The organism is Ktedonobacterales bacterium (genome assembly GCA_036557285.1).
GTDB lineage: Bacteria > Chloroflexota > Ktedonobacteria > Ktedonobacterales > DATBGS01 > DATBHW01.
On sequence record DATBHW010000047.1, the window covers coordinates 1 to 12988 of the forward strand.

The following is a 12988-nucleotide window of genomic DNA, read 5'->3' on the forward strand; positions in this document are numbered from 1 at the left end:
CAACACAGGGAAGCGATGAAAGTAGTATACCGTCTCTCATTCGACCTGTCAAGGGGTGTAGACAAAAGTAATTCCAATACACATGGGGTGTTGGCAGGCAAGATGTGTCACTTGTAGCGCCGCCTTCCAGGCGGCTCAACGCTGGGCTGCTGGAACGTGGCAATGGAGGGCGGACGCTCGCTCTGGCGAATCGTTGGCCGCCAGGGACGGCGGTACACGCGGCAGCGGGGCTTTCAAGAAACCAGGAAAGCGCCGATGCAGATGATACACCCGATGAGCAGCGCAAACCCGCCGACAAGCGGGTCGCCCTGAGCCAGCGCAACGATGCCGATCAGCATCACCAGCGCGCCTCCCATGAAATAGCGCAGCGAGCCTTTCCCCAGGATGGACCCTTCGCGCCGGGGTCTTGGATGAGGCGGCAGTTGAGCTGGCGGTTGAGTAAGCGGTCGAGGGGCGGGAGGCGGGGTATCTGGTGGGGGAGGTTCGGCCAGGGCTGGCACTGCGGCAGGCAGCCTTGGCGGCAGGATAGCCTCTTCCAGCGCGGCAGCAAACGCCTGCACGCTGGGAAAGCGCGCGTGCGGATTTTTCTCCAGCGCCCGCAGAACGGCCCGCTCCACCTCTGGAGCCAGCGTCGGAACCCTGTCCCGTAAAGGCGGCGGTGGAGCCTGAATATGCTGGAGAGCGACGCTGAACGGATCATCCCCTGGAAAGGGCGGTTCGCCGCTGAGCCATTCATAGACCACCACCGCCAGCGAATATTGATCGCTCTCCTGGCACGCTCTCCCCTCACACTGTTCTGGAGCCATGTAGCGCGCGGTGCCGCTGATCCTCTGTGGTGTCCGCGAGACGGAACGATGGGATCTGACGGCGATACCAAAATCACTCAGCAAGATTTGCTGGCTATCCCCCACCAGCAAGTTCTCCGGCTTGATGTCTCGATGAATGACTCTGGCCTCGTGGGCATACTGCAATGCCTCGGCAACCTGCTTCACATAGCGCAAGATAGCCTCCAGCGGCGCTTGCGTCCCTTCCACGTGGCGCTGACGCAGCGTCCCGTTGGAAGCATAGTCCATAACCAGAAAGGGCGTGCGCCCTTCGACCCCAAAATCCAGCACGCGCACAATCAATGGGTGAACCAGGTGGAAAATCGTGCTGACCTCGTTACAGAAGCGTTCAAGCTCAACATCACTATATCGTTCGCTCAGCACTTTGATAGCAGCTTGTCTGCGCGGGACATATAAGTGTTCGCCTAGATAGACCTGGGCAAAGCCGCCTTGCCCTAACAAACGGACCAGCCGATAGTTCCCCATTCGCTGACCATCGAGATGAGTCATACCAAGTCTCCCTTCCTCTGGTGGCCTGGGTATGCCTGATTGTTCCCGCTCTGCCTGATTGTCCCCAAAGAGTGTACTCTTAAAGCAAGTGTTCGTCAAGTGGTACTTGCAAGGGTTACAATGGGCGCCACTTGTAGCGCCGCCATCTTGGCGGCCAACGTTGGCCTGCTGGTCCGCTGGCCTGGAGGGCGCACGCTCGCGCTGGCGCAGCGTTGGCCGCCTGGAAGGCGGCGCTACAAGTAACACGCTGCGCTGGCGCAGGGCCTCGGCTGTTGCCCCGTCCTCCCGCTCCCGTTGGTCGCTCGCGCGTCCCTCCTGGCGGCTCAACGTTGGCCTGCTGGTCCGCTGGCCTGGAGGGCGCACGCTCGCGCTGGCGCAGCGTTGGCCGCCAAGATGGCGGCGCTACAAGTAACACGCTGCGCTGGCGCAGGGCCGCTCACTCTGGTAGAATACGGGGGAGAGGAGGGAGCCAATGGAAACCAGCGAACCAACCAACCTGGAGATCACCCTGCGCCCCGCGACGGTTGATGACGCGCTGACCATCCTTGCCATTACCCGCGCTGCCTTCGAGCAGTTTCTTGATCGGCTGGACCCGCCCAGCGGCGCGCTCAAAGAGACCCTGGAAACTCTGGTGGGAAGCGCCTTTCAGCCCGATCACGGCGTCACCCTGGCCTTTGTGGATGGCAAGCCAGCAGGCGCGCTGCGCTGGTCCATCCATCCGCAGCGCGCCCATCTGTACGTCGGGCGCGTGGCCGTCCCGCCCCCCTATCGCCGCCAGGGCATTGCCTCGGCGCTGATGCATTGGGCCGATGACCACGCGCGCATCCTTGGGCTGCCCGCCGTCCAGTTTGGGGTGCGCCTGCAAGCTCCCGAAAACATCCGCTTCTATCAGCGCCTGGGCTATCAGATCATCGAGTACGCGCAGCACGCGGGCTACGACCATCCCACCTTCGTCTGGATGCGCAAAGACCTGCAATCTTCCTCGTAGCTCGTGCCGGACCCATCCTATGCAGCACATATTCCGCGATCCCTTGACGCTGGCCGTCCTGGCGCTGCTCGTCGGGCAAAGCCTGGTGTATATCGTCGGGGGCATCAACAAACAGCGACAACAGCGCCTCAGCGAGAGCGCGCGAGCGCCGCTCCGCCAGGAACTTGTCGCCTGGGGCGTCCTGTCCCCTGGGCAGGGCGTCAGCGCGCCCGCCGCCTCCCTCTTGCGCAGTTGGCAGGGCATCACTGCCTGGAGCCGCATCGGCATGGGCGTGGGCATACTGTTCGCCGCTGGCGCAATGCTCGTCGTCCTGGCGCTGCTCAGCGCCAGCGCGCAGTCCGGCCAGATCACGCCGCCGACCATCCAGGCGGTGACGCTGCTCCTGCAAGGCTATGCCTTTGGCATGTGCTGCGGGGCCATCCTGGGCCTGCTCATCGGAGCGCCCAGGGTTGGCGCGGCGTCTGCCCGGCAAACCGCGCCAGCGCAGGCGCCCCCTCGCCTGGCCGAGTACCGCGTTCGTCAGGTCGCTCTGCTGCCTGGCGCGCTCCTGTTGATCAATGTCGCGCTGGTTGGCGGCCTCGATCTGCTTTTCCTTCAGCAGTTCACCCAGGCGGAACTCTGGACCCTGGCGGTCTTTCCTGGCCTGATGCTGCTGATCTGCCTGCTGGGGGAATGGTTCACGCGCCGCCTGGCGCAGCTTCCCCTGCGCCCGACAGACGATCCACCGCTGGTCGCGCGCGCCAGCATCAGGTTCCGCGCGCGCCTGGTGGGGATGCTGCTGGAGCTAGAAATCTTCGCCCTCTTTATTCTGGTAATCTGCCAGTGGCTGCTCCAGACCTACTCGTCGGCGCATCCCGGCGGCTTCATCTACAATGGCGCGCTGCTCGTCTATGCCGTCGTTCTGCTCTCCATGCGTGGGCTGTTGGAGCGCGCCCAGCGGCAAATGGGCGATCAGCGCGCCGACCACAGCGCGCCTCTCCCGCAGCCAGCGCCAGAGGCTGAGGCATAACGCTACTGCCTGGCAACCGACTTCGCCATCAGAATATCTGGCTTGCCCAGGCCGTCGGCATCGGGTACCACACCCACGATCACGTAGCCCTGCTTTTGATAGAACTCGTAGGGATGATGGCCCGGATTCTGGATGCGCGCGATATGCTCCCAGACGTTCGGATACAGGTTGACGCCGGAGAGCGTCGTTCGATCAGCCTCATCATCGGTTCCCAGCGTAATCGTCAGCCCGCCGCGCGCCCGCACCTGCGTCTCAAAATCCGCCACCAGGGCGCGCCCGATGCCCTGCCCCTGAAGCGCGCCCGCGACTACCAGAGGATGCAGTTCCCAGACCCTTCCCCTGTACCGGCTGATACCGCCAATCCAGCCGATAGCCGCGCCGCGCGCATCAACAGCGACGCGGCTGATGCGCCCCTTGCCAAACGACTCGCGCACCTCTTCCAGCGCCGCTTCCAGGGTGGGCCAGGCTTCCGGCGCATGGGTCGCAAATCCCGCCACCAGCAGCGCCGCCACCTGCCGAATGGTCGGCTCATCATCGGGTTGAAGATCAAGAATCCGCATATTCATAACTTCGCTTCTCCTTGGAATGCCTCACAAAACCGACGGTTGGCCCCACCCCTGCCGCCTGGAAGGACGGCGCTACACCCCCGCCCCTGCCGCCTGGAAGGACGGCGCTACACCCCCGCCCCTGCTCGTGCGGAGGGTGTGTGAGGCGCTCTTAGAATCAGACTTACTTGTACCGCCGCCCGTAGCGCCGCCGTCTCGGCGGCCAGCCGCTGCGCCAGTGCCAACGTCCGTCCTCCAGCGCGAACGTTCCGGCGGTCCAACGTCGAGCCGCCTTCCAGGCGGCGCTACAAGTAAAAATACATGAATCGCCAGCGGGCTGTTTGCCAGCGAACGCCCCACTTGCTACAATACGCGCAGATGTAAAGCACAAGCCTGGCAGGGCAAACGCTCTGCGGCGGCAGTTGAACCAGTACAGGAAAGAGGTACAGAGGTATGGGCGCTGCTATCAGCACAGTCGAAGAACTCAAAGCACTGGTCGGCCAGGAAGTCAACCTCGGCCCCTGGTACGAAGTCACACAGGAGCGCGTCAACGCTTTTGCCGACGCCACCGGCGATCATCAATTTATCCACGTTGACCCTGAGCGCGCTGCGCAAACGCCTTTTGGCGGAACCATCGCGCATGGCTTCTTCACCCTCTCGTTGATCGTTTCGCTGGGGCAGGGCGGCGAAGGCGTGCGGATGCAGTTGCCGCTGCGCATGGGCGTCAACTACGGGCTGAATCGCGTGCGCTTTCCGGCGCCTGTGCACGTGGGCAAGCGCATCCGCCTGCATTCCAAACTGCAAAGCGTCGAGGAAGTCGCGCCGCAGATTCTCCAGTTGATTTACGAGCAGACGGTGGAGATTGAGGGCGAATCCAAGCCCGGCTGCGCCGCCGAATCTATCGTGCGGCTCTACCTGGCCTAGCAGCGCCCCTGGCGGCTGACCGCCTGCCACGTGTACGGTTCCACCACCTATCAGGGGGCCACTTGTAGCGCCGCCACCCCTTCGGGAAGGGCTTCGCCAGAGCCGCTTGACCGCGCTGGGCGCGGCCATGCTCGCTCGGCTGCGCCTCGCTCGCGCGTCTCTGCCGCTTGCGGAAACTGGGTTTCCGCACTCTCGCTCCCGTTGGTCGCTCGTGCGTCCCTCCAGGCGGCTGGCCGCTGGCCGCTGGTACGATGGCCTGGAGGGCGAACGCTCGCCCTGGCGGACGGCTGGCCGCCAGGATGGCGGCGCTACAGGTACCACGCCCCCGCAGCCCCCCTGCCGCCTGGAAGGCGGCGCTACAAGTACAGTCCTCAGCCTCTGCCTGTACCGCCGCCGTCCCTGGCGGCGCCGCTCTGGTATTAAATCGTGCTGACCACGCTGGCCTGGCGGCGCAGCCCCCAGACTGACAGCAGGAAGATCAGCAGCGTGCTGCCGACCACGATGCCAGCATCCAGCAGAATGCTTTCCAGCGTGGTCTGACTCCGCAGCGCCCTTGCAATTCCCTCCCCCAGCCAGTAGGTTGGCAAGACCTTGATCATCTGTGATACCAGATTGTTCCCCACCAACTCGATCTGATCTGAGAAAAAAATGGGTACAATAAAGAGAATCATCGCAATGCCGCTGAAGCCGCCCAACGCGCCTTGCGATTTGAAGATGCAGCCAGCCAGCGCGCCCAGCGCGACGCTGAAGAGCGAACCCAGCAGCACAAAGACCAGCAGCAGCGGTATCTGCCCCATAAATCCCCTGGCAATCCCCAGCGCAATAAGCGACAGCAGCAGTTGATAGCCGAGCGCCACCAGCAGCTTGGCCGAAATCACGTCCACCCAGGAGGCCGGAGAGACCATCAGCATGCGCAGCGTCTTCTTCTCTTTCTCCTCAATGATCAATCCTGGCACGACAGCCATCCCAACGAAGAAAGAAGAAAGCAGGGACGCCAGCGCATAAAACCCCACCAGAAAGTCGGCAATACTATGTGTGCTGGGCGGATTGATCGTGCTGGCGCTCAGGGTAATTGGCGCTGGACTGACCACCGCGCGGCTGTAATTGGCAAGCGCGCTCTGCAACAGTTGGCTCTGCTGGTTGTTAATATCATCCCCGTTGAGATAGAGGTGCAGCGCGGGCCGCTGCTCTGCGCGCAGGCTGGCCTCAAAGTCAGGTGGCACGACCAATCCCACCGCATACGACGCTTTCTTCTTAGCGCCGTTGGCCCCAAAAGCATCGGCCACCTGCTGCGCCGAACTGGCCTGCGTGATGTGAGAATTGGAAAAAGCCCCGGTCAATACCTGCTCTACGCCCCGGTTTGGCTGATAGCCAGGGTCATAGACCAGAATCTCGGTCGTGCTGGTGCCCAGCAAAATCCCAAACACCAGAAACAGGACGGCCAACATGATGGGTGACAGCAGCGTGAACAGGCTTTGCTTATTCAAGAGCAGGTCCAGCGCGTCTTTGCGCGCAATGGCGCGAATGATTCGTAGGCGCATGATACGTACTCCTCTAGAGAACCAGGACTATGCCGGGCGCACGCCCGCGACTTCAATAAAAACTTCCTCCAGCGTCGCCTCGCGCGAATGCACCGCCCGCACCCGGCCCGCCGCCATCCACCCCGCCAGCCGGGCCTGGTCGGCGGGGTTATCCATGCTCAGCGTCACCTCGTTCAGCGAATCGCCCCCACGCTCGCCCGGCTGCCCATCATCCAGCGTCACCACCAGCGCGCGCTGCCCATGCGTCAGCTTCAGCGTGCGCGGCGTGTCGTTGGCGACCAGACGCCCATTGACGATGAAGGCCACCTGCTGGCAAAGCTGATCGGCCTCTTCCATCAGATGCGTCGTCAGCAGAATCGTTGTCCCTTCCTGGCAAAGCTGCGCCACCGTCTCGCGCACCTCGCGCGCCGAGATGGGGTCCAGCCCCCGGCTCGGCTCATCCAGAAACAGCACCTGGGGCCGATGCAGCAGTGCGCGTGCAATCATCAGCCGCTGCTTCATGCCATTGGAAAACGTGCGCACTGGCTCTCTGGCCCTATCGCGCAAGTGTACCAGATTCAGCACCTCGTCTACCCGATTGGTCTGCACGCCATAGAGCCAGCAGGCGAACTCCAGGTTGAGCCGCGCCGACAGCCGCTCGTACAGATTCTGCTCCTCGAAAACCACGCCGATGCGCTCTTTCAACCGGGCGCGCTCTTTGATGACATCGCAGCCCGCCACGCGGGCGCTGCCGCCGTGAGGGTCGATCTGCCCGGTCAGCAGGCGAATCATCGTTGTCTTACCCGCGCCGTTGGGGCCGAGCAGCCCAAAGATTTCGCCGCGCCGGACGCTGAAACTGATGCCTGCTACCGCCTCATTCGCGCCAAAGCTGCGGCGCAGGTCGTTGGCCTCGATCATCACATCAGGTGTATCCATAAGCATCCTCTCTTTATTCAAGCTCCACAGAACGATGAGCGCCCTGTGTTGTTCTCATCTCAACTCTAACATCGGAAACAGCGGCTTTCTACAAAAATCGGCTGAGTGGAGCCAGGAGCGGGTCAAGAGGCGCAAATCGGGGAGTCACTGAACGGCCACTGCGCCGAATGGAGCAAAATCGCGGCTGAACGGCGCGGCGGAAACACAGCCATATGATGGGTAGCCCTGTGCTACAATACCCCTGGCATGGCAGGCACACTCACGTTCTGCTGAAACCGCTGGCTCCCTATGCTATATGAGGTTCCGGCAATGTTGCAGGTACGGCGGCTGGAAAAGATCATCGAACAACGCACTGTGCTTTCTATCGAGCAGCTTGATGTCGCGCCGGGCGAAGTCCTGGGCGTCATCGGCCCGGTGGGCAGTGGCAAAACGCTGCTCATCCGCCTGCTCTCTGGCATCGTCGTCCCCAGCGGCGGCAGCGTCATCTTCGATGGGCAGGATATTCACCACGCCCCGGCGCTGCGGGCGCGGATGGGCCTGCTCTTTGAGGAAGACCTGCTCTACGAGCGCCTTTCCGCGCAAACCAATCTGGAAACCTACTGCCAGTTACACGGCCTGCCAGGCAGCCGCGCCAGAGAGGCGCTGGCCCTGGTTGGGCTGAGCGACCAGATGAAGACCAGGGCAAACAAGCTCCCATCCCCCGCGCAGCGCCGCCTCGCCTTTGCGCGCGCCTTGCTGGCACAACCCGCCATCTTACTGCTTGATCAGCCTACGCTGCGCGTGGACCTGGATACCCAGGCACTCTTCGCCCGATTAATTACCCAGGCAGCCAGCGATGGCGCGATGGTGGTCCTGACCGACGAAGACCTCTCCTGGGCCGGAAAGTGCTGCACCCGTATAGTCGAACTGGAAGGCGGGCGCGCCACCAACAGCTACCAGATCGAAGCGGAACACGGACCAGCCGCGCCTGAGCGCCTCATCCCCTACAAAGTACCGGCCCGCAAAGATGACCGCATCGTCCTCTATGACCCTGGCGATCTGCTCTATGCCACCAGCCGCGACGGCAAAACGATCCTGCGCACCGCCAATGAAGAAGCCACGACCAACCTGACGCTCCAGGAACTGGAAAACCGCCTGGTTGGTCGTGGCTTCTTCAAGGCCCACCGCGCCTATCTCGTCAACCTGCAACACATCAAGTCCGTCATCCAATACACCCGCAACAGCTATACCCTGCAATTGGACGACAAGCAGGAAACGCTTGTCCCCCTGAGCAAACAATCCGAAAAAGAACTTCAGGAACTGCTCGGATATTAAGCCTCGCTCGCTTGCTCTGCGGCTGCATTGACCTCTTCAATGAACCCGGTGAGCAGCCCCGCGAAGCGATCTGGAATCTCAATCGGCCCCGAATGGCCTACCCCATGCCAGACCTCCAGCGCGCAGCGAGGGACGTTGGTAAAGACCTCCGCGACACCGGCAAAGGGGACCACCGTATCCTTGTCGCCCCAGGTAACGAGGGTGGGAACAGTGATCTCTGGCAGGCGCGCCGAAACGTTGAAGCGCGCCATGTCATCCATTGTGCCCAGATAGATGGCCTCATTCCAGCGGGCGGCGTCGTCTATAAGCTGCTCCAGGTACGTGCTGGTGGGCGGCGTGGCGAACGCGGCCAGCACAAGTGGGCGCAGCCCTTCGCGGTTGCCTTGCTGGGCGTTAATCATGGCGATAATGTCTGCCGGAAACTGCATGCCAAAGGGCGCGAGCGGATCGACCAACACCAGCGCCTTCAGTCGGTCTTGATGCCGCGTGGCATACTGCATAGCAACGCCGCCGCCCATCGAATGGCCCACCAGCGTAAAATGCTGCAAGCCCATCTGCTTCACAAACTCGTGGAGGTCATCGGCATACTGCGCCAGCGTATGGCCCGTCTCGATCTGCTCGGAGTCTCCGCAGGCGCGCAGATCAAGTGTGTAAGCATGGAAGCGCGGAGACAGCCGCTCCAGCGTTGGCAGCCACCAGCGGTGGGTACTGATGAAGCCATGTACAAAGACGATGGTTTCCGTACCAGTTCCCTGCTCCAGGTAGTGCATGCGGAAATCGGTCAGTTGCGCGTGTGCCATGAGAAGTCTCCTTGTGTAGAATAGTTGCTGTGCAGGACGATACGAAAAGAAGCCACTCCAGCGGCGGCGGTGGGCAGATGATACGCTCTTATCGCTTCTTTGGCAAGTCGGCTAACGCCCGCTCCCGTAGAGGACATCGTACAGCGCGTGCGCCTTGCTGATCGCCTGGCAAATGGCGAGGCGCGGGCCAAAGTTCGCTCGCGGCGTCCAGCGTTCCCTCTGTCCGTCGTGATAGAGCAGATCGAGCCAGACCTTCTTGCGAGCCGCGCTTTGATACTGGCCGGCAGCCTGATTTCTCCAGGTCTGCGTCTGGCCGCGTATCCTCAGATCGACCGTCGCAAGCTCAGCGTAAAGAATGCCGATGATGGGTTTGTGCCGACTCACATATTCCACAAAGCCGTTGGAAAGCAGCACAATCAGCGGGTCCGGGTCTCCGGCGTTTCTGATGGCAGCGGTCACGGTGACAACGATGCCCGCCAGCAAGGCGAGCGCCGCCACAGCGACTCCCACAACGATCAGCGCGGGATACCCGGCAATCTTCCCTGGGCCAGAAGCAAATACGCCGATCAGCATCGTGAACAGCGCCATACCAGCAAATGTCACTGCGGCGGCACTGACGCCAGCAGCGAAGGCCGAGCGCCGCTTGCCGCGAACGATCCTCCAGTCGGCAGGTACGATCCCCTGCCAGACCTGATTCACGATTGCCTCTGGACCGATCATCGAGGACACCTCCGTTCGCGCGCCTGGGTCTGCCTGGCTATTGTAGCCGGGCAGCATGCAACCGTCAAGCAGGGAAGAGAGACCTCGCGGAGTCTTTTCGCCCGCGACAACAAGAGCAGAAGTCGTATAATACCGAATCCGCGTGAAGAGGAGCGTTTTACTTGTAGCGCCGCCCCCTTCGGGAAGGGCCGCTTGCCTCGGCTGGGCCTCGGCACTCTCGCTCCCGTTGGTCGCTCGCGCGTCCCTTCCTGGCGGCCATCGCTGCGCCAGGGCGAACGCTCGCCCGCCAGGCCAGCGTAGCGGCGAGCCAACGTTGAGCCGCCTGGAAGGCGGCGCTACAAGTGGCGTTCGCCCTCCAGGCCAGCGGACCAGCAGGCCAGCGTCCAGCCGCCTGGAAGGCGGCGCTACAGGTAACACGCCACGCCCGCCAACACCTCCTGTGTGGTGGAAGTCAGGGCCGTTTCAGAGCCTTAGCTCGTTGTGCGACAATGGAGGCGCCAGGAGTCCGAGCACACCATAGAGAAAGCGAAGGCTGGATATGTCTGAAGCACGCGCCAGCGATCATAACACAATCCCTTCGGTTCATCACCCGTTCTTTAGCAGGTTCTTTCGCTGGTATGCCAGCACAGGTCCGGCGCGGCGATACCTGGAGCCAATGCGCAGTGAAGTGGCCGGGCTGGCGCGGGGCGTGACGCTGGAGATCGGCGTCGGGTCCGGGCTGAACTTTGCCCTGTATCCGCCGGGGCAGGTGGAGCGCGTCGAAGCGATTGAGCCTGACGCAACGATGCTGCGCTACGCGGAACAGAGCCGCCAGCGCGCGCCTGTCCCCATCACCCTGACCCAAGCCCCCGCCGAAGCGTTGCCCTTTGCCGATGAAACCTTCGACAGCGCCCTGGCAACGCTGGTCTTTTGCTCTGTCAGCGACCCGCAGCGCAGCCTCGCCGAAATCAAGCGCGTCCTCAAGCCAGGCGGCGCGCTGCTGCTTATGGAGCATGTACGCGCCGAAGGGGCCGTGACCGCGCGCGTTCAGGATATGCTGACGCCGTTCACGAAGCTTTTGTCTGGCGGCTGCCACTGGAACCGCGATACCGCGAAGGCGGTAGCCGAGGCTGGCTTTCGGATTACCAGCGTGCGCCGCATATGGGGCGGTTTGCAGCCTGGCATCATCATCCAGGCCGAGCGCCCATAAGCAGCGTCCGGCGCTGTTGTCGAGCCGCTATGACTCCCAGACGCCCAGCAGGTCCGTCACTTTCTGGTACGCCTGGTCGGCCTCAGCCGCGCGCCCCAGCGCCTGGAGCGCATTGCCTTTTTCCAGCCAGACTATGCCCCAGGCAGGGTCGCACTGAATCGCCTGCTCGTAGGCGGCCAGCGCCTCTTCGTAGCGCGCCAGACTCGCCAGCGTCTCGCCCTGCTTGAAATACGCCAGCTTATCATCCGGCCTGAGCGCCAGCGCCTGCTCGTAAGCGGCCAGCGCCTCTTCAGGGCGCGCCAGCCCCTTCAGCGCGTCACCCTTCCCGCGCCAGGCGTCGCCGCCAGCCGCGTCATAGGTAATCGCCTGCTCGCAGACGGCCAGCGCCTCCTCGTAACGATCCAGCGCAACCAGGGCCAGACCTTTCACCGTATAGCCGCCCGCCTTCATGGGATCCAGGCGCAGCGCCTCTTCAGCGGCGGCCAGCGCCTCTTCGGGGCGGTCCAGCGCCAGCAGGGTAATCCCCTGGCCCGCGTGACCTTCAGGCAGCGTGGGAACCAGTTGCAAGCTCTGCTCATAGGCGGCCAGCGCCTCTTCAGGGCGTTGCAGCTTCGTAAGCGCAAATGCCCTGGCAAGCCAACCGTTTACATCGGCTGGCTCCTGTTCACAGGCGCGCTCAGCGGCGGCCAGCGCCTCCTCAGCGCGCTGCAAGCCCCACAACGCTATCGCTTTGCGACCAGGGGCAAAGGTCAGCGGCGGATTCAGCGCCAGCGCCCGCTCGCAGGCTTCCAACGCCTCCTCGTAACGCTGAAGGACGAGCAGCATATCAATGGTATGACGCCAGGCCAGGCGGTGAGACCCGTCCAGCGCCAGCGCACGTTCGCAAGCTTCCAACGCCTCCTCGTAACGCTGAAGCTGCTCCAGCGCCATGCCCTTGTTACTCCAACACAGCGCCAGCTCCGGGTCGAGCGCCAGCGCCCGCTCGAACGCCGCCAGCGCCTCGTCGTAGCGTTGCAGCCCCATCAAGGCGCTGCCCTTGTTGTTCCAGGCAATCGCAAACTCGGTGTCCAGGGCCAGCGCGCGCTCCGAACAATCAAGGGCTTCAGCAAAGCGCCCCATCTCCACCAGCGCCTGGCTTTTGCTGTTCCAGGCAAACACAAAGTTGTCATCCAGGGCCAGCGCGCGATCATACGCCGCCAGCGCCTCTTCAGGCCGTTGGAGATTGGCGAGGGCCACGCCTTTGCCCGTCCAGAGTTCATAGTGATCGGGCGTCTCCTTCAGCGCCCGCTCGAAGACATCCAACGCTTCCTCATAGCGTTCATCCGCCAGGAGTTGCAGACCCTGATTCAGCCAGCGGTCAACGGCTTTTGCGCTCATACATATCCCCCTTTGGGAGCGCCGCCCTGCGCTCTCCGCAAAGATACTCTGCTACTTACAACGAGCGGTACGCCTATTTGGATCTGGCCGAAACTCGCTTCGGGGCGATGTGCAAACCGGCGGTTCATATTCTTTATACTTTTCACGGAGTACGCAAACCCGCCTGTAGCGGTACCCACTGGTAGCGCCGCCTTCCAGGCGGCTAGCGATTCGCCAGGGCGAGCGTGCGCCCGCCAGGCCAGCGTAGCGGCGGGCCAACGTTGAGCCGCCTGGAAGGCGGCGCTACAAGTGGCTGGCCGCCTGGAAGGCGGCGCTACAGGGAGAACACCCAT

13 protein-coding genes are annotated in these 12988 nt (G+C 62.8%); 6 read left to right on the plus strand and 7 right to left on the minus strand.

The annotated features are described in order from the left end of the window. Positions 1–233: 233 nt before the first annotated feature. Positions 234–1334, minus strand: coding sequence for a serine/threonine-protein kinase (locus VH599_14055; GenBank protein HEY7349434.1), 1101 nt, complete (start codon positions 1332–1334; stop codon positions 234–236). Between the two features lie 472 nt (positions 1335–1806). Here VH599_14055 and VH599_14060 point away from each other — a divergent pair, with 472 nt between their 5' ends. Both VH599_14060 and VH599_14065 read left to right on the plus strand, forming a co-directional pair. Beyond that, positions 1807–2322: a GNAT family N-acetyltransferase gene (locus tag VH599_14060; protein ID HEY7349435.1), complete on the plus strand. Its 516-nt coding sequence runs from the start codon at positions 1807–1809 to the stop codon at positions 2320–2322. 19 nt (positions 2323–2341) lie between these two features. Continuing rightward, a complete protein-coding gene (locus tag VH599_14065; GenBank protein ID HEY7349436.1) occupies positions 2342–3331 on the plus strand; it encodes a hypothetical protein in 990 nt (329 codons plus the stop codon). 2 nt (positions 3332–3333) lie between these two features. Here VH599_14065 and VH599_14070 read toward each other — a convergent pair whose 3' ends face one another. Then, a complete protein-coding gene (locus VH599_14070; GenBank protein ID HEY7349437.1) occupies positions 3334–3897 on the minus strand; it encodes a GNAT family N-acetyltransferase in 564 nt (187 codons plus the stop codon). Positions 3898–4329: 432 nt separating this feature from the next. Here VH599_14070 and VH599_14075 point away from each other — a divergent pair, with 432 nt between their 5' ends. Then, positions 4330–4800 (plus strand): MaoC family dehydratase, encoded by a 471-nt coding sequence (locus VH599_14075; protein HEY7349438.1) that lies wholly within the window; start codon positions 4330–4332, stop codon positions 4798–4800. A 106-nt stretch (positions 4801–4906) separates the two neighbouring features. Then, on the plus strand, positions 4907–5233 hold the full coding sequence (locus tag VH599_14080) for a hypothetical protein (GenBank protein HEY7349439.1): 327 nt from the start codon (positions 4907–4909) through the stop codon (positions 5231–5233). Here the strand turns inward: VH599_14080 and VH599_14085 are convergent. Continuing rightward, the gene (locus VH599_14085) at positions 5220–6341 is read right to left on the minus strand and encodes an ABC transporter permease (GenBank protein ID HEY7349440.1); all 1122 of its coding nucleotides are present in this window, start codon (positions 6339–6341) and stop codon (positions 5220–5222) included. The two genes, VH599_14080 and VH599_14085, sit on opposite strands and share 14 nt — an antisense overlap. A 27-nt stretch (positions 6342–6368) precedes the next feature. Further along, positions 6369–7256: an ABC transporter ATP-binding protein gene (locus VH599_14090; GenBank protein ID HEY7349441.1), complete on the minus strand. Its 888-nt coding sequence runs from the start codon at positions 7254–7256 to the stop codon at positions 6369–6371. Between the two features lie 309 nt (positions 7257–7565). Between VH599_14090 and VH599_14095 the strand changes: the two genes are divergently transcribed. Next, positions 7566–8570: an ATP-binding cassette domain-containing protein gene (locus VH599_14095; protein ID HEY7349442.1), complete on the plus strand. Its 1005-nt coding sequence runs from the start codon at positions 7566–7568 to the stop codon at positions 8568–8570. On the opposite strand, the gene VH599_14100 is transcribed toward VH599_14095, so the two are convergent. After that, positions 8567–9370, minus strand: coding sequence for an alpha/beta hydrolase (locus tag VH599_14100; GenBank protein ID HEY7349443.1), 804 nt, complete (start codon positions 9368–9370; stop codon positions 8567–8569). The two genes, VH599_14095 and VH599_14100, sit on opposite strands and share 4 nt — an antisense overlap. Before the next feature lie 111 nt (positions 9371–9481). Then, a complete protein-coding gene (locus VH599_14105; GenBank protein ID HEY7349444.1) occupies positions 9482–10507 on the minus strand; it encodes a hypothetical protein in 1026 nt (341 codons plus the stop codon). Positions 10508–10628: 121 nt separating this feature from the next. On the opposite strand from VH599_14105, the gene VH599_14110 reads away from it, so the two are divergent. Further along, positions 10629–11279 carry a class I SAM-dependent methyltransferase gene (locus tag VH599_14110; protein ID HEY7349445.1) on the plus strand — a complete coding sequence of 217 codons (651 nt, stop codon included), beginning with the start codon at positions 10629–10631 and terminating at the stop codon, positions 11277–11279. A gap of 27 nt (positions 11280–11306) precedes the next feature. Here VH599_14110 and VH599_14115 read toward each other — a convergent pair whose 3' ends face one another. Beyond that, positions 11307–12656 carry a tetratricopeptide repeat protein gene (locus VH599_14115; GenBank protein ID HEY7349446.1) on the minus strand — a complete coding sequence of 450 codons (1350 nt, stop codon included), beginning with the start codon at positions 12654–12656 and terminating at the stop codon, positions 11307–11309. Positions 12657–12988: the final 332 nt, after the last annotated feature.